Source organism: Pseudomonas fluorescens Q2-87, from assembly GCF_000281895.1.
Taxonomy (GTDB): Bacteria; Pseudomonadota; Gammaproteobacteria; order Pseudomonadales; family Pseudomonadaceae; genus Aquipseudomonas; species Aquipseudomonas fluorescens_S.
Window position 1 is genome coordinate 3,528,526 of record NZ_CM001558.1, and the last position, 16,244, is coordinate 3,544,769.

Here is a 16,244-nt window from a genome sequence, read left to right on the forward strand (position 1 = left end):
CAACTCCCCTTCTACCGACCGACACGGTATTCATTGTCCAACCGGCTCCGTTACAGGCACCGCCTTGATCGCCGCCCTGGGTGTTTGCAAGCTGACCGGTGCGGCGCCCGGGATCGCCCGGGCCGAGGCGGGTAGTTGCGGGGCTTGCATGTCCGGCATGGCCCAACTGCGCTCCGGTTGCAGCAGGCCCTGGGCGCGACGCATGAAGTCGTAGCGGTTGAGGGTGATGCCGCGTCCCGCCGCGGTGTCGCGGATGATGTACGGCCGCAGGAACACCATCAGGTTGGTCTTGGTGATCTGCCGGCGCTCGTTGCGAAACAGCGCACCGATACCGGGGAGGGTCGACAGCCACGGCACCGCGTCATTGCTCTGGCTGTAGCCATCCTGAAGCAACCCGCCAAGGACCATGATCTGCCCGTCGTCGAGCAGGATGCTGGTGTCGATGGCGCGCTTGTTGGTGACGATCCCGGTGGTGCTCGAGGCGCGATTGTCGACGCTGCTGACCTCTTGGTAGATATCGAGCTTGACCGTACCGCCCTCGGAAATCTGCGGTCGGACATTGAGCTTCAAGCCGACCTCTTCGCGAGTCACCGTCTGGAACGGGTTGTTGCTGGTGCCGCCGCCACCGGTGACGTAGCTGCCACTGACAAAGGGAATGGTCTGGCCGACAAAAATGCTCGCCGCTTCATTGTCCAGGGTCAGCAGGTTCGGCGTCGACAACACGTTGGTGCCGCCCTTGCTCTTCAAGGCCCGGGCCAGGACCTTGAGGTCGAGGATCTTGCCGATACCGGGGATGTCCACGGTGCCGTTGACCAGGCCCAGGTTCAGCCCTTGGGGCAACACATCGATGCTGGTCTTGCCGTTGAGATTGAGTCCCGTGCCGCCGAGATTGACCCCACCGATCACCCCGTTGCCACCGAGATTGCCCGTCTGCCACTGCACGCCAAATTCGCTGGCGTCATCCTCGCCGACCTCTACGATCAAGCTCTCGATCACCACCTGGGCGCGACGTTGGTCCAGCAGGTCGATGACTTCCCGCAGGTTGCGGTACAGCGGATCAGGCGCCGAAATCAGCAAGGTGTTGGTGGTGGCGTCGGCCTGGATGGTCACGCCGCCAGCGCTGAAGGCAGTGCCCTGTTCGTTTTTCGTCGAAGCGGAGGGTGTCCCGTTGCTGCCCTGGGCGTAGCCGGTGCTGGTGGTCGACGCACTGCCACTGGCGCTGGTACCGCCGGTGCCGTCGCCACTGCTGCTTTGCCCGCTCTGGCCATTGGTGTTGCCGCCCATGCCACTGAGCACCGAGCGCGAGTTGTCGTTGCCCTCGCCTTCGCTTTCCCCGGTGAGCAAACCGCGCAGGGCCTGGGCCAGTTTGCCGGCCTGGGCATTGCGCAGGTACACCACGTGCAGGTTGCTCGGGTTGTTCTGGGCATTGTCGAGCTTGTAGATCAGGTTGCGCGCCAGCTCCGTGCGCTCGGGGCTGCCAGCGCGGATGATGATGGAGTTGGAGCGCGGGTCGCCGATCACATTGATCTTCTGGGTCTGGTCGCCACCCTGGGTTTCCAGCAGGTCGGAAACCATCTGCGCGATGTCGACAGCGATGCCGTTGTGAATCGGTACCACGTCGGTGTCGATGGCGCTGGGGGTGTCGATGCCTTCGATGAGCTGCGCCACCCGCGACAGGTTCTCGGCGTAGTCCGTGACCACAATGGTGTTGTTGCCCGGGTAGGCGTTGATCGGGTTGTTCGGCGAAACGATTGGGCGCAGCACCGGGATCAGGTTCACCGCGTTCTCGTATTGCAAGCGGAACGTGCGGGTCAGCATGCCGTTGCCGGCCGGTTTGTCGGCGCTGTAGATCGGCCCGCCGAGCAGCTTGGCGTCGGCCTCCGGCACCACCTGGGCGACGCCGCCGACATCCACCACGCTGAAGCCCTGCATGCGCAGCGCGGCCAGCAGCATGTCGTAGGCCTGGTGAGCCGGAACCTGGCCTTCGGAGACCAGCGTCAGGTTGCCCTTGACGCGGGGGTCCACCAGAAATTGCTGCCCGGTTGAACGGGACAGCGCTCGCACCACCGCCTGGATATCCGCCTCGACAAAATTGAGCGTTACCGGTTGATCGCCCAACGGCGTACGCGCCGGCGCAGGGTTGCGGGGCTCGCGGGCACGGGACGTGAGATCGACCTGATGCCTGGCGGGCGGTTTCTGCTCGCGCAGGGCCTGGGCACGCTGGCGGTCCAGCAACGCATCGCCGCTGCGCTGGGTGCCGCCCAACGGTATGCCCAGTTCACTGTCCACCAGCAACGGCGGCTGCGACGCGGGCGGCGTGTTGTTGCACGCACTCAAGGCCAACAGCAACAGCGGCGCAGCCTTGCGCCAATGACCCGGGAATCTGGACCCCTTCATGAAGCTTCCTTAGCGCTTTGCGCCTGATCCATGCGAACGGTTCCGGACAGTGTGCCGGGGGTGTTGTCAGGAGCGGTCGGGGCTGTGCGTAGCAAGCGGGCCTCGATCACTTCCAGGGAAAACTGCCGAGGGTTGCCCAGCAGCCAGCCGATCACTGCCTCCGCCGGGGCATCTTGAAAGGACAATTGCCAAGCGTGGGAGGCATCGGCGCCAAGGGTCTGCAACTGGTAGTGCTCACTCAACCCGCTGGCGTCCAGGGATTGGCGCAGAGCCGCTTCAAGAGGCTGGCCCTGGGCAGCGCCGCCGACATCGCGCAACAGCACTTCGAGGGCTTCGGTTTGCGAGCGCAGCTTCGGGGTTTCGGCTTGCCAATAGGCGATGGTCTTCAGCGCAGGCTGGATCAACGCCAGCCAGACCAGGCCACCGCCCAGCACCAGTGCCGCCACGGACACGGCACGTTGTTCGCGCACGGCCAGCCCCTGCCAGAATGTCCGGCAGCGAGTACGCCAGGCCCGCCAACGCAGCCGCGCCAGTGCCAGGGATTGCTTATTCATCATCGGCGTCCGCAGTGGAGTCGGGGTTGTCCTCAGTGCCTTGGCCGGCCGGGGCCACACGCAGGGTCCAGCCCTGGTCGATGGCGGCGACGTCGATGCCAGCCTGGGCCAGGGCGGTTTTCCAGTCATCGGTGGCGGTCGTTTTCGGCGCTTGCGCGATTACGCTCAGGTGCAACTCGCCGTTCTCGAATACCAGCGCCTGCACGTTGCCGCTCATGAACGGCATGGCGCTGCCTGCCTGTTGCACCAGGTTGGCGAAGCGTTGGCCCGGGTCGGTCGCCGTAGCGCCCTGGCGAACCGCGATTTGCTGGCGCGCCTGTTGCAGCGGGTTGAGAATCACCGGCAACTCGGGAAACACCTGCTTCACCCGCTGGACCATCTGCATCTTCAGCCGCTGACCCTGCGCCGCTTCCCGGGCGGCGTAGAGGTTCAGCCCGACCACCCACACCGCCAGCGCCACAGCGCAGATCGCCACAGCGCGGCCCCAGCCACCACGCTCGGCTGCGTTACGTGACAGGCCGGCATGCAAGCCCCAGCCCGGCGCAGAACCGGTCCAACGCTGGGGGGCGGCCAAGGTGTCGACCGACGCGTGGGGCGGCGAATCTCCCAGCCAGTGCAGCCCCGCCTGCGCTTCCATCAGCCATTCGGCCAACGCCTCTTCCTGCAGCGGCTGGACCACGGCGTGCTGCAAGTCATGACGCACCAGCAGGTGGTCATCCTCGACGCAGGCCACCGGCCCCGACAGCACGGGCAAGGCGTAGGCCGCCGGATAAAGGCCACGCAGTTTCAACCCGGCCTGATGCAGCAGCCCGGCCAACCTGGCGAGCGATTCACGGTCCAGCCAGGCGACCTGTACCTGCCCGTCAATCCCGCGTGGACTGTGGGCCACCTGCATGCGTTCGCTGGCACCGAGCATCAGGGCCTGGGCGGCGCACGCTACTGCGGCGGTGATCTTCGCTGGTGGCAACGGCGGCAGCTCCACGCGGGCCAACAGGCTGTCTCGGGGATGTAGAAAACATTCCACCGCAAGGCTCTTGGCGCCCCTGCCCAGGGCCCCGATTTGACTGACCCCTTGTTCGCGCACCTGGCCCTGGCGATCGAGCCAGGCAAACGCCACCGGAGTGTCGAGACTCAGGCCGGCAAGAGGCGCCAGCCCAATCCGCAAGCGCGTCATACGCCCACCCTTGACCAGATCACCTGGGGCAAATGGTCCGGACTGCGTTGCAGCAACGCGTCCAGTTCGACCCGTCGTTGTCCGCTGCGCGCCTGGCCCCGCAGGCGGAACCAGTCGCTGGTGATGCCGACCCTGACGGCGCTGATCTCCAGCTCCGGCATGCGCAGGCGATTGACGAAATCCCCTCGGTTGATGAACCAGTGACCACCCTCGCGCTCCCTGACCAGCGCCTCGGCCCGTTGCAGCGACAGCCCGGGCACGTAAGCCGCAAGCACCGGCGCACTGGCCGTGTTGCCATTGAGCCAGGTATTGGCCGGCAGGATCGTCACGTAAGGCGCCAATGTCTCCAGCACCTGCGATGTGACGCCCTTCACGCTGCGCAAGTCTTGCAGCGTGCGGAGCATGGGCCGCGTCGGCGCCTGGGGCGTGTTGGCGGCGTCGGGCGAAGTGTCCCGACCGCTGACAAACGTGCGGCTCACCGCAGCCTTGGGCGCCTGCTGCGGGTCCGATAATCGCGGATAAGCCTCGACCACCCGTTCGACAATGCGCTCGCGAACCGTCGCGGCAACGCCAAGCTGCTGGCACAACCGTTCGAACGCCCGCCGCTGTTCTTCATCCACGCGCTCCTCGGCGACGAGGTTGCGCAGGTTGAACTTGCCCTGTTCGTCTTCCAACTGGCCTTCGAATGGCGTGTCGATCTGGCCCGAACCGGGCATGACGATAGGCCTGGCCCAGGGCTGGCCAAGGCGCGTCAGCGGATCACGCTGGCGGGCCTCCCAGAGCAACTGGCGGCTGAGCTGCAAACCGCCTTGCAACCGTCCTGTCCCCTGGACACGCAACTGCTCGGCTTCCAGGCTGCGGGTGAACAGGGTCTGGCGGGTCAGCATGCCGCCGGCGATCACCGCCACCACGGCGGCGATGAGCAAGGCACTGATCACCGCCATGCCGCGCTGCTTCGCCGCGAGGGGCGAATCCGTTCGCATCACGGCCCTTACAACTGCCAGGAGCCAATGTCGGCGTTTACGCCGTCGCCGTCAGGTTGGCCGTCGGCCCCCAGGGAAAAGATATCGACTTCACCGTTGGCGCCGGGGTTGAGGTAGTGATAGGCGCGTCCCCAAGGGTCGTTCGGCAGGCGCTCCAGGTATGAACGCCAGGTGCCGCTTTTCGCATCGGCGGGTTTTTCCACCAGCACCTTGAGCCCCTGGTTCATGCTCGGGTAACTGCCGTGGTCCAGCCGATACAACTTCAAGGCTTGCATGAGGCCGCCGATGTCCTGTTTCGCCGCCGTCGCTCGCGCCTGATCTGGACGGTCCAACACCTTGGGCACCACCATCGCCGCCAGGATGCCCAGGATGACCACCACGACCATGATTTCTATCAGGGTGAAGCCCCCCTGCCCGCGTGGGCCTTGGGGACGGGCGTTGTAACGGGCGATCTGCATCTCGACGGTCCTTCGCTGGATTCGATTCGAGGCGCAGTGTTGCAAGAAAATATGTCAGTGATATTGAAATTGCTCAGGAGCTTGCGTCGTCAATCGGTCACGAACGCCGGCTAGCCTTGGGGGCTGCTTTCGCCCCACGAGCCCGCGCCCATGCCTCGCCCTGCTGCCCAAGCCGGATTCACCTTGATCGAAGTGCTGGTGGCCCTGGCGATCATCGCCGTGGCCATGTCGGCCGCCGTGCGCGTGGCCGCGGTGATGACCCAGAGCAACGGCCTGCTCCGGGACAAAGCCATCGCGTTGCTGGCAGCCCGCAGCCAACTGGCGCAGTTGCGCCTGGAAAGACGGTTTACCCAGGGCTCGAAAGTTTTCGAATGCGACCAGGGACGCTTGCTGTTGCGGTGCGAACAGCATCTGCGCACGACGGAAAATGGCCGGCTGCTAGAGGTTGAATTGACCGTCTCGGATCGCAGCCGCGAAGCGCCGCCGCTGGCCCGGTTGGAGACGTTGGTCAGTCAAGAAAAATAAAAGTAACCACCATCCTTGAGGCTCTCAGGGCCGTGTCAGCGAAGGCAAGCTCACCGAATCCGGCAGCCGGGCGAGGACCAGGCGGGTTCGTTCGTTGCCACGCTCGATCACCACGGCCTGCGCCTCGATCGATACCAGCCGCACCCCTTGGGCGATCCGTTCTCCTGCCAGGAAACTGCGCGGCGGCCCGTCGTTGAGGCTGAGGATCGCCACGGCGGCGCGGGTGCCGGCCATTACGCCGCTGACCTTGATGTCTACCGGTGCCGGCTGGTTGGAAAACCACTGCAACGCCGGGTTATCGGAGCGCTCGGCCAGGCGCTGCGAAGCGACATCCGGTGTACGGGACTCAGCCGATGTCATTAGCAGTGAAGACCAGGTCGCCACCCCGGCCAACGCCGCCACCAGGCCCACGACCTGGACGATCTGCGCCGGGGATACCCGCTCGATGAACACCATGGCCCGACTCTCCTTTTCTGGTTCCGGCCCCCAGGGTACCCGTCAATTCTCTCCGTTTTATTTCACACGCTTATCATCTTCGCCGTGCAGGATGGCCTGGACGCAAAGGAGCGCGCTATGGCCCGGGCCCGGCAACACGGTTTCACCCTGATCGAATTGATGGTGGTACTGGTGATCATCGGCATCGCCAGCGCCGCCGTGAGCTTGAGCATCAAGCCCGACCCGCTGAAACTGTTGCGCCAGGACGCCGAACGACTGGTGCAGCTGTTGCAACTGGCACAGACCGAAGCCCGCACCGACGGCCGGGCGATTACCTGGCGCTGGGATGCCAAAGGGTTCGGCTTCAGTCGCCGTGCCGATCAGGGGACGGGACTGGATCGTTTCAAGGACGACCCGCAGCTGCATTCACGTCGCTGGCAGAGCCCGACGATGCAGGTTCGCGTGGAGCCTGGGCAGCGGGTCGTGTTGAGTGCCGAATGGATCGGCGAGCCTTTGCAAATCCGACTTTCGGACGGTCAGAACAGCCTCAATGTGCAACGCAGCGCCGCCGGACGGGTGCAGGTCCAATGAGCGCCCGGCAGACAGGCTTCACCTTGCTTGAAGTCATGGTGGCTATTTTGCTGATGGCGGTGGTCAGCCTGATTGCCTGGCGCGGGTTGGACAGCGTCACCCGCGCCGACAGCCACTTGCAGGCCAGCACCGAGCAGACCGAAGCCTTGCTGCGGGTGTTGAACCAACTGGAGCGCGACGTGGCCCTGCGCGCCAGTACCGAGCTGAGCGAACCGGCAAAACCCGGCGTCGACGACGCGCCCTCCACAGCCCCGCCCGCCCTTACGGTGCGCAGCGCCGAAGGCCGGGGGTTTCGCCTGGACGTAATCCGGGTGGGGGCGACACGGGAAGGCGAGTTGCAACGGGTACGCTGGTGGCTGAAGGGCGACACTCTGTACCGTGCCCAGGGCCAGGCCCGCGACCGTTATCCATTGCCTGCGCCTGGTCCAGGGGTGGCCGTGCTCAACGACGTCAATGACGCCGCGCTGCGGTTCTGGGACAAGGAAAAAGGCTGGCGCAAGCTCAGTGGCAATCGCCAGGAGAATCCGGCAGGCCTCGAAATCAGCCTGACCCGCCAGACACCCCAGGGCACCGAAAAATACCGGCAAGTGCTGGGGCCGTTGGAATAAGTCGAACCGACATAGCGCCAGCAGGAAGGCCCGAGGCGGGCCTCATATCCGAGAACATGCACAAACCCAGTGGGAGCGAGCTTGCTCGCGAAGAGGCAAGCAGGTTCGATATCAATGCCGTCTGTTATGCCGCCTTCGCGAGCAAGCTCGCTCCCACAGGGGATTTGTAGTCGGTCGATATCTGGGCAAGCCCAACGATCCTGTGGGAGCTTGCTCGCGATGAGGCCACCCAGGCCGCGCGTGGCTCAACTCAGCACCACCACCCCACCCGGCAACTCGGTGCATTTGGCGCCGTAGGCATCGCGGATCAGCAGGGCCACGCCGGCCAGTTGATCGAGGCGAAAGCGCGCCTGGACCTTGCGCAGGCCCAGTTCGCGATTGAGCAATAGCAGCATGCCCGGACGGTAGCGGTTGATTTCGTCGACGACGCTGGCCAGCGTTGCGTCGTTGAACACCAGCACCTGCTCGCGCCAGGCAATGGCGGCCGATACATCGGCATGACGAGGGCTGCCCACCCGGCCACTGTCGTAGATCAACTGCATGCCCGGCTCCAGGCGAAAGCGCTGGCCTTGCACCGCCACTTGCACCACGCCTTCCAGGCATGTCGCACAAACGCTCTGGTCGGTGTAGCGGACATTGAACCGTGCCCGGGCGGCGCTGATCCAGCCAGCACCAGCCTGGACGCTGACCACCTGTGCATTGCGCCCTTGGACCTCGATCTCGCCACTGAGCAATTCCACCCCTTGGCCGCCATCGTCCAGCGCACGGCGGCTGAGGCGGGTCTGGGTGTTGAGCTCCAGGCTGACGCCCTCGGCCAGTTCCACGCGACGCTGCTCGCCGACTTCGGTGATGTAGTCAGCGCCCAGCCCGGACACGCCACCGGGCACCGTGATACGGATCAACAGGAAACCGGCCGACGCCGCGATTGCCCCCGCCAGCAATGCCCGGCGGCCGAACGGCCGAGGTGCCTGCAACGCAGCGGCGGCCGGTCGGAGTTCCTGCCACAGGACCTTGGCCTGTGCAAAGGCCTGCGCATGTTCGGGGCTCTGCCCGCACCACTGGCGCAAGGCCTGGGCGTCGGCCACGGTGGCCCGCCCCGAGGTCAGCAGAATCAGCCAGTCACGGGCTTCATCGGCCAATCGGGCCGCAGGCATGGCGTCAGGGGAAGTGATGCTGAAGATGTTCAAGCGCACGCACACTCACCAATTGATCGGTTCTCTACTCTCAAGACGGTTTTCCCGCACCGGGACCGAACCGTTGAATGACTTTTCTTTCCAGGCGCAGGGCGCAATGGCCCAGCGCAGCCTTGATTTCCTTCTCTACCATGCGCGTGGAAATGCCGAATCGCTGGGAAATTTCCAGATGCGGCGCCTCCTCCAGGCGCGCCGCGATGAAGATCCTGCGACGGCGCGCCGGCAATTCATACAACGCCTTGAGCAGCACTTGCAGTTCCCTTTGCCCGCCCACCACACGCGCCGGATCCAACGCTTCATCCGAGACATGCAGAAGCTCCTCGACCTCGTCGCCGGTGAGCAGACGCGCATCGGCTTGCCGACGGTCGGCGGCGATGTTCAGGGCCATTCGATACAAATAGGCGTTGGGCTGGGCGATGTCCTGCGTGTCGACCATGCGATCGACACGCAAGTAGGTTTCGTGCAGCACATCGTTGGCCAGTTCTTCGGAACCCAGGCGCTTGCGCAAGCGTGATTTGAAATCCTCGTAGGAGCTCAGGAACAACTTGACCAATGGGCTGCGACCGGTGTCCTTCATCGCCCCGACACCCCTTCCCCTGTTGTGCATTCCATGCGTCTTCCTGATGAGTCGGGTAACAAAAGCAGGGTCACCGGCTGGCGCAACGAACTCGGCGCCGGACGATCGATCCTGAGGTTTTGCAAGCTGTTGACCAAGGCCTTGTCGCGCATCTGATCACCCGTGGGACTGACCAGGCGGCTGTGCTGGATCACGCCATCACGGCCGATCCACACCTGCAGCACGGCGCGGAAACTGCCCGGGCGCGTCAACGCCGATCGACACAAGTTGCGCTGGATAACCGCCTGGATCGCTGCCGCGTAATTGCTGTCGCTCAAGCCGGGGCTGACACCGGGAGGCAGTGGCACTTCGCGGACCCGCACCGGTTGCAAGGTAAATGCATCTACCCGGGCGTATTGCGCCACAAGCCCGGTGCCGCCAAGCAGCACGTTCAGCCCTTGCGAAGGTGTGAATCGCCCCTGGACCCCCAGCGTATGACGCTGGCCCGATAACTGGCGGTCCACCAGCACCGCCATGCCGGTTGCGCGACTGAATTGCTCCAACGCGGTGGCCAATTCTTGAGGTTCAATGTCCAGGTCCACCAGGTCCTCGGCCTGGACCGACCCAGCCAGCAGGCACAGCGACACCATCAGCCAGGCCCACGGCGCCCCAGTCCAACCACGCCTGCGTCCGCCCCCGGCTCTGCCCTGCTGCACGACTGACGTATCCGTTGAAAAGCGTCATCCTGAGGGCTGTTTATGAATGTCGTATGACAACCGCTACAAATCCACCGGACCGCACTAGACTGATGCCCTGACAACGAACCGTCCCACGTGGCGGGCCAGGAGGTCGATGATGAAAAAGTGGATGCGCATGACGGCGGGCCTCGGACTGCTCATGGCCCTGCCCTGGGCCCAAGGCGAAGAGGCGCCGGCGTGTATCGAGGTGACCGTCGGTGGCTACAAGACCCCGGACTACCATTGCCTGAGCCGGCAAATGGGCAACGACCCACAGGCCGCGTCTGCCGCACAACGCACGCAAGATGCCCTGAATGTGCCGGTCAACGAACGCGCGCCGAACAGCATCGGCCTGGCAACCCCGGCGGCCACTGGCGTGCGCATGGGCAACACGTTCGGCACTTCGGTCAAGCCTCAACGGCCACCGACGCCTGCGAGTACCTCGCCATTGACCAAGTGAGGGGGCTCTTGTGGCGAGGGAGCTTGCTCCCGCTGGGCAGCGCAGCGGCCCCAAAAGAGAGCGGTCGCTGCGCAACCGAGCGGGAGCAAGCTCCCTCGCCACGGGATTTGTCTGGTATGACCCTGGGGATCAGCCGCTGGGACTCTGGCGAAAGCTCACCGCCAGCCGGTTCCAGCTGTTGATGGTGCTGATCGCCAGCGTCAGGTCCACCAGTTCTTCTTCGCTGAAGCTGGCACGAGCCAGGGCATAGACGTCGTCGGGCACCTGGCTTTCGGCCAACAGCGTCACCGCTTCGGTCCAAGCCAGGGCCGCGCGTTCGCGGGGGGAAAAGAAGCCGCTGTCACGCCACACCACCACCGCGTACAGGCGCCGTTCGGTTTCGCCCTGGCTGCGCGCCTCCAACGAATGCATGTCGGTGCAGAAAGCACAGCCGTTGAGTTGCGAGGCGCGAATCTTGATCAGGTGCAGCAGCGCCGGTTCGATGCTCAGGCGACTGACCAGGGCTTCCAGGCCGATCATGGCTTTCATCGCCCCGGGGGACGCATTGTAATAATCCAGACGCTTGCTCATGGCTGGCTCCGTGACGATCAGGACGTTCACGGTAGGCCCTGCAAGCCACCCGCGACAGCTCCAATTTGGCGAAAAAACCGGAGCCACGCCGCAAAAGACCAATGAGCGGGTTTTTCTCCACGCAACTTCTGCGCCGCTGCACAATACGAGTAATCTTGCGCCTTTGACGCTGGCCGTCAAACAATCGCCCGGGAGCTTGCGGTTATGGAACTTCATGTTGTCATCAACGGCCGCAAGGACCTGGCGGGCCAGTTGTACCAGCAGTTGCGCAGCGCCATCGAAAGCGGTCGCCTGGCCGCCGGCACGCAACTGCCCCCCAGCCGCCTGCTGGCCGAACAACTGGGCGTTTCGCGCAAGACTGTTTCCGACACCTACGCCCAACTGACTTACGAAAGTTATCTCACCGGCATCATCGGCAAGGGCACTTATGTCAATGCACGGCCGGCCAGGATCGTGCGTAAACAGAGCCACCGCGAGCTGGCCGGTGCCGATGTTGTCGAGGCCTGGCGCAACATGCCGGACCTGCTGCGCCATCCCACCAGCGAGGGTGCGTTGCGCTATGACTTCATTGGTGGCGCCACCGGCAAGGGCCAGTTCCCGCTGGATGACTGGCGGCGCTGCACCGCCCATGCACTGCGCCAGATCGCCAGCGCCAAGGGCTTCTACAGCCAGCCGGAAGGCTTGCCGGCGCTGCGCAATGCCATCGCGCGACACATCGCGTTTTCCCGCGGGGTCAATTGCCAGGACGAAGACGTGGTGGTGTGCAATGGCGCGCAGCAAGCCCTGGACCTGATCGCTCGGGTATTGACCCGCCCCGGCAGCCTCGTGGCCATGGAAGACCCGGGCTATCCGCCGGCACGGTTGTTGTTCGGCTCCCAGGGCGCCACGGTGGCCGGGGTGCCGGTGGATGAACAAGGCATGCGGGTGGACCTGATTCCCGATGGCACGCGGCTGATTTATGTCACGCCCTCCCACCAGTTCCCCCTGGGCATGCCCATGAGCCAGGCGCGCCGTGAGGCCCTGTTGGCACGGGCCTATGAGTTGGGCGCGATCATCATCGAAGACGATTACGACAGTGAGTTCCGCTACGAAGGCCGGCCTGCCGACTCCCTGCAAAGTCTTGATGAGCGTGGCATCGTGGCCTACGTCGGCACGTTCTCCAAGACCTTGCTGCCAGAGCTGCGGCTCGGCTACGCGATCCTGCCACCGGCCATTCTCGAAGCGGTGATCCTGGCCAAGCGCCTGACCGACCAGCACACCTCCACCCTGCCCCAATGGGCGCTGGCCAAGTTCATCGCCGAGGGCTGCCTGCTCAAGCACATCCGCCGCTGTCATACCCTGTATGCCGGCCGGCGCGAGCGGATCCTGGCACGCATGGCCGGTGACCTGTCGCCCTGGTTCGAGGCCGTGCCTACCACCGCCGGCTTCCATATGGCGGTGCTGTGCAAGGTACCGATAGACCTGGCGCTGGTGATCGAGCTGGCGAAAAAAGTCGAAGTCGGGCTCTACAGCCTCGCGGGTTTCTTCAATGATGTCCCGGTGCGACCTGGGCTGTTCTTCGGTTTCGGAGCGATCGAAACCCTCGACATCGATATCGCCCTGGACCGTTTGCGGGACATTTTGCAGCAGGTCACCTGACCGATTGGAGTGGGTGTTTTTCCGCCCATTGGCTGTTTGAGCGTCGCCCCGGCAAGCCTATCCTGCACCGGTGGCATCGATAATTGAGCAAACCCGTTCGACTTGATTCAGGAGCCTGGACAATGTCTCGCCAAGTGATCAACACCGTACAGGTACAGGCCGCCGCCGGCCGCTCGGAAGAACTGGGCCGGCAGTTGCAGCAAATCGTCGACACGCTGCGGGCGCTGCCCGGCTGCGACGCCTACATGGTCGACCGCTGCCCGGAGGATAGCGACCGCTGGAGCGTCAGCGCCCGCTGGCAATCGGAAGCGGCGATGCAGGCCCACTTCAACTGTCCCGAGGTCCAAGGCTTCATCAGCCTGATCGACAACCGCCTGGCCCGGAGCGTGGATTTCAATAGTTTTCCGGTTGTCTGAGACGCCCCAACACTGTTCCCGTGGCGAGGGAGCTTGCTCCCGCTCGGCTGCGCAGCAGGCGCCCCAGCCGTCCTGCGAAATGTGGACTCGGCCCCTTGGAGGGCGGCTTCGCCACCCAGCGGGAGCAAGCTCCCTCGCCACAACGCTACAGGCCAGTCAGTTATAGCTTGGTAGCCACATTGGTCTCCCCACCTTCCGAAAAATTGGACGTTTGCTTGCCCCAGTGCCGGCCTTAGGGTTGTACCTGTCGCCGCGCAACGCGCATCCACCCAACCATCCATGAAGGTCACCCGCCATGAAAGCCCTCTATCTGATCACTGCCCTCAGCCTGCTGCCCGTCGCCCAGGTCTATGCCCACGAAGCCGCCCCTTCGGAGAAAGTCTCGGTATTGCAGGAAAAAATGCTGAAAAACCTGCCCGGTAAAAAAGCCATGATGCTGACCGTCGACTATGGCCCCGGCCAATCATCCATCGCCCACAAACATGAAGGCACAGCCATGGCCTACGTGCTCGAAGGCGCCATCACCTCACAGGTCAAGGGCGAGCCTGCGGTCACCTACAAGGCCGGGCAATACTGGTACGAAGCGGCAGGCTCCGAGCACCTCGTCTCCAAAAACGCCAGCGCGACCCAACCGGCCAAACTGCTGGTGTTCATGGTCATGGGTGAAAAAGAAGCGGTGCTGATCCCATTGAAGAACTGACCGACCCGCGTCAGCCTGTGGCGGTGGGGCGAGGCTCACCGCATCAAACACACTTCATGAAGTGTGGTTTCACAGCCTGGCGATTGATCGAGCCTGCGCTTGGGCCGGAGTATCGAGTCCCCGCCTCTACAAGTGTCCGGACCTTCATGAATACGCCTCGCACCCTCTACGACAAATTTCTGGACTCTCACACCGTCTGCCGCCTCGACGATGACGACCATCTGCTGCTCTACATAGACCGACAAGTACTCAACGAGTACACCAGCCCGCAGGCATTCACCGGGCTACGGGAAGCCAATCGTCCGGTCTGGCGCCCCCAGAGCGCGTTAGCCGTCGTCGATCACGTCAACCCCACGGCGCCGACACGCACCGTGGCGATGGCCGATGCAGGCGGCGCTCGCCAAGTCAGTTATCTGGCGGAAAACTGCGCGGACTTCGGTATCGAGTTGTTCGACATTCTCGATGCCCGGCAAGGAATCGAACACGTCGTCGCGCCGGAACAGGGCTTCATCCTGCCCGGCATGGTGGTCGCTGCAGGAGACAGCCATACCACGACCTACGGCGCATTGGGCGCATTTGGCTTCGGGATCGGGACGTCGGAAATAGAACATCTGCTGGCCACCCAGACGCTGGTCTACAAGCGTCTCAAGACGCTGCGCGTGACGGTCCACGGTGTGCTGGATCCGGGGGTCGAATCAAAGGACATGGTGATGGCTTTGATCGAGTCGATCGGCGCTGACGGCGCAACGGGCTATGTCATCGAGTTTACCGGCCCGGCCATCGCCGCACTCAGCGTTGAAGCTCGGATGACGGTGTGCAACATGGCCGTCGAAGCCGGTGCCCGAGGTGCTTTCATGGCACCGGACGACAAGGTGTTTGCGTACCTCGCCAGCAAACCACGCGTGCCGAAGGGCCAGTGCTGGGAGCAGGCGTTGCACCGATGGCGCGAACTTCGCAGTGACGAGGGCGCGCTGTTCGACCGCGAAGTGACGCTGGACGCCAGTCGCTTGCAACCCATGGTGAGCTGGGGCACCAGCCCGGACCAGGCCGCGCCCATAGGCGACGCGGTGCCTGATCCAATGGCCGAACCCGACCTCATCCGCCGTGCCGACCTACAACGTGCCCTGCGCTACATGGGCCTGCACCCAGGCCAGCCCCTGACAGATATCGCCATCAGCCATGCCTTCATCGGATCTTGTACGAATGCGCGCATCGAGGACCTGCGCAACGTTGCAGCCATTGTCCGGGGGCGGCAGGTTGCCGCTGGGGTGCGAGCCATGATCGTGCCCGGATCAACGCAGGTGCGAGCCCAAGCGGAGGCAGAAGGCCTGGCGGATATTTTTCGCCAGGCAGGATTCGAATGGCGGCAGTCGGGCTGCTCCATGTGCCTGGCAATGAACGACGACGTGCTCGCCCCTGGTGATCGCTGCGCCTCCAGCACCAACAGGAACTTCGAAGGCCGCCAGGGCGCCGGAGCACGCACGCACCTCATGAGTCCGATCATGGTGGCCGCTGCTGCCTTGACCGGCCATCTCACCGACGTACGTAGCTTGAATCAGGAGTAATGATCATGGAACCTTTTATCACTGTGTCCGGCATCGCCGCTCCCTTCCCCGCCGCGAATGTCGACACCGACGTGATCATGCCCAAACAGTTTCTCAAAGGCATCGACCGCAATGGCCTGGATCGCGGACTGTTCTTTGACCTTCGCTGGCTGCCGGACGGCGCGCCAGATCCGGTTTTCATCCTCAATCGCCCGGGTTGGCAGGACGCACGTTTCCTCGTGGTCGGGCCGAACTTCGGCTGCGGGTCCAGCCGCGAACATGCCGTGTGGGGGCTCAAGCAGATGGGCATACGCGCGCTGATCGGCACGCGCTTCGCGGGCATCTTCTACGATAATTGCCAGCGCAACGGGGTCCTGCTGATTGAACTCGACGCCGTCCAGCATGACCGGGTCATGGAAGCGATATCGCAAGCGCATAGCGCCGAAATACACATCGACCTACCGGCGCAGTGCATCCGCCTGAGCGACGGCACCGTCGTTGAATTTGCCATCGATCAGTTGCGCAAGCAGGCGCTGCTGGACGGGCTCGATGCGATCGGTCGGACGTTGCACAAGGCTGAGGCGATACGGGCGTTCGAGGCGCTGCACTTGAAGGAAAATCCCTGGTTGCGCTGATTGTTTCTCTCCGCCGCCGCCCGACCAGTTGCATAGGTATAGGGGGTACCCCTATCATGTGCAACGCATC

Annotated in this window: 19 protein-coding genes; 9 read left to right on the forward strand and 10 right to left on the reverse strand. The window is 64.0% G+C overall.

The window, feature by feature from the left end:
• Positions 1–30: 30 nt before the first annotated feature.
• The 5 genes from gspD to gspG are packed head-to-tail and all read right to left on the reverse strand — an operon-like array spanning position 31 to position 5,566.
• The gene (gene gspD, locus PFLQ2_RS12175; protein ID WP_003182477.1) at positions 31–2,397 is read right to left on the reverse strand and encodes a type II secretion system secretin GspD; all 2,367 of its coding nucleotides are present in this window, start codon (positions 2,395–2,397) and stop codon (positions 31–33) included.
• Positions 2,394–2,951, reverse strand: a complete 558-nt coding sequence (gene gspM, locus PFLQ2_RS12170) for a type II secretion system protein GspM (RefSeq protein ID WP_003182479.1) — start codon at positions 2,949–2,951, stop codon at positions 2,394–2,396. Before gspM ends, gspD begins: the two co-directional genes overlap by 4 nt.
• Positions 2,944–4,125, reverse strand: coding sequence for a type II secretion system protein GspL (gspL, locus tag PFLQ2_RS12165; RefSeq protein ID WP_003182480.1), 1,182 nt, complete (start codon positions 4,123–4,125; stop codon positions 2,944–2,946). Before gspL ends, gspM begins: the two co-directional genes overlap by 8 nt.
• Positions 4,122–5,108 (reverse strand): type II secretion system minor pseudopilin GspK, encoded by a 987-nt coding sequence (gene gspK, locus PFLQ2_RS12160; protein ID WP_003182483.1) that lies wholly within the window; start codon positions 5,106–5,108, stop codon positions 4,122–4,124. Before gspK ends, gspL begins: the two co-directional genes overlap by 4 nt.
• Positions 5,109–5,116: 8 nt before the next feature.
• Positions 5,117–5,566 carry a type II secretion system major pseudopilin GspG gene (gene gspG, locus PFLQ2_RS12155; protein WP_003182486.1) on the reverse strand — a complete coding sequence of 150 codons (450 nt, stop codon included), beginning with the start codon at positions 5,564–5,566 and terminating at the stop codon, positions 5,117–5,119.
• A gap of 150 nt (positions 5,567–5,716) precedes the next feature.
• Here gspG and gspI point away from each other — a divergent pair, with 150 nt between their 5' ends.
• Positions 5,717–6,091, forward strand: a complete 375-nt coding sequence (gspI, locus tag PFLQ2_RS12150; protein WP_003182489.1) for a type II secretion system minor pseudopilin GspI — start codon at positions 5,717–5,719, stop codon at positions 6,089–6,091.
• 24 nt (positions 6,092–6,115) lie between these two features.
• On the opposite strand, the gene PFLQ2_RS12145 is transcribed toward gspI, so the two are convergent.
• Positions 6,116–6,547 carry a hypothetical protein gene (locus PFLQ2_RS12145; protein WP_003182491.1) on the reverse strand — a complete coding sequence of 144 codons (432 nt, stop codon included), beginning with the start codon at positions 6,545–6,547 and terminating at the stop codon, positions 6,116–6,118.
• Positions 6,548–6,664: 117 nt separating this feature from the next.
• Here PFLQ2_RS12145 and gspH point away from each other — a divergent pair, with 117 nt between their 5' ends.
• Together gspH and PFLQ2_RS12135 are read left to right on the forward strand one after the other, a co-directional pair.
• Entirely contained in the window at positions 6,665–7,117 is a 453-nt protein-coding gene (gspH, locus tag PFLQ2_RS12140; protein ID WP_003182493.1) for a type II secretion system minor pseudopilin GspH, read from the forward strand.
• Positions 7,114–7,725 carry a PulJ/GspJ family protein gene (locus tag PFLQ2_RS12135; RefSeq protein WP_003182495.1) on the forward strand — a complete coding sequence of 204 codons (612 nt, stop codon included), beginning with the start codon at positions 7,114–7,116 and terminating at the stop codon, positions 7,723–7,725. Before gspH ends, PFLQ2_RS12135 begins: the two co-directional genes overlap by 4 nt.
• Before the next feature lie 245 nt (positions 7,726–7,970).
• On the opposite strand, the gene PFLQ2_RS12130 is transcribed toward PFLQ2_RS12135, so the two are convergent.
• From PFLQ2_RS12130 to PFLQ2_RS12120, 3 genes are read right to left on the reverse strand one after another with little or no spacing between them, the layout of a single operon-like run.
• Positions 7,971–8,912 (reverse strand): FecR family protein, encoded by a 942-nt coding sequence (locus tag PFLQ2_RS12130; protein WP_003182497.1) that lies wholly within the window; start codon positions 8,910–8,912, stop codon positions 7,971–7,973.
• 37 nt (positions 8,913–8,949) lie between these two features.
• Positions 8,950–9,495: a sigma-70 family RNA polymerase sigma factor gene (locus PFLQ2_RS12125; protein ID WP_033046090.1), complete on the reverse strand. Its 546-nt coding sequence runs from the start codon at positions 9,493–9,495 to the stop codon at positions 8,950–8,952.
• Complete coding sequence (locus PFLQ2_RS12120; protein WP_003182501.1) at positions 9,492–10,124, reverse strand: TonB C-terminal domain-containing protein; 633 nt, start codon at positions 10,122–10,124, stop codon at positions 9,492–9,494. The genes PFLQ2_RS12125 and PFLQ2_RS12120 overlap by 4 nt, the downstream gene beginning before the upstream one ends.
• 205 nt (positions 10,125–10,329) lie before the next feature.
• Between PFLQ2_RS12120 and PFLQ2_RS12115 the strand changes: the two genes are divergently transcribed.
• Complete coding sequence (locus PFLQ2_RS12115; RefSeq protein ID WP_033046092.1) at positions 10,330–10,671, forward strand: hypothetical protein; 342 nt, start codon at positions 10,330–10,332, stop codon at positions 10,669–10,671.
• A 129-nt stretch (positions 10,672–10,800) separates the two neighbouring features.
• Here PFLQ2_RS12115 and PFLQ2_RS12110 read toward each other — a convergent pair whose 3' ends face one another.
• Positions 10,801–11,241: a carboxymuconolactone decarboxylase family protein gene (locus tag PFLQ2_RS12110; RefSeq protein ID WP_003182505.1), complete on the reverse strand. Its 441-nt coding sequence runs from the start codon at positions 11,239–11,241 to the stop codon at positions 10,801–10,803.
• 204 nt (positions 11,242–11,445) lie between these two features.
• On the opposite strand from PFLQ2_RS12110, the gene PFLQ2_RS12105 reads away from it, so the two are divergent.
• From PFLQ2_RS12105 to leuD, 5 genes are all read left to right on the forward strand, one after another.
• On the forward strand, positions 11,446–12,879 hold the full coding sequence (locus PFLQ2_RS12105) for a PLP-dependent aminotransferase family protein (RefSeq protein ID WP_003182508.1): 1,434 nt from the start codon (positions 11,446–11,448) through the stop codon (positions 12,877–12,879).
• 122 nt (positions 12,880–13,001) lie between these two features.
• Positions 13,002–13,295 (forward strand): putative quinol monooxygenase, encoded by a 294-nt coding sequence (locus PFLQ2_RS12100; RefSeq protein WP_003182510.1) that lies wholly within the window; start codon positions 13,002–13,004, stop codon positions 13,293–13,295.
• A gap of 295 nt (positions 13,296–13,590) precedes the next feature.
• A complete protein-coding gene (locus tag PFLQ2_RS12095) occupies positions 13,591–13,995 on the forward strand; it encodes a cupin domain-containing protein (protein ID WP_003182511.1) in 405 nt (134 codons plus the stop codon).
• 146 nt (positions 13,996–14,141) lie between these two features.
• Positions 14,142–15,560, forward strand: coding sequence for a 3-isopropylmalate dehydratase large subunit (gene leuC, locus PFLQ2_RS12090; RefSeq protein WP_003182513.1), 1,419 nt, complete (start codon positions 14,142–14,144; stop codon positions 15,558–15,560).
• On the forward strand, positions 15,560–16,174 hold the full coding sequence (gene leuD, locus PFLQ2_RS12085; RefSeq protein WP_033046095.1) for a 3-isopropylmalate dehydratase small subunit: 615 nt from the start codon (positions 15,560–15,562) through the stop codon (positions 16,172–16,174). The genes leuC and leuD overlap by 1 nt, the downstream gene beginning before the upstream one ends.
• The last annotated feature ends 70 nt before the right edge of the window (positions 16,175–16,244 follow it).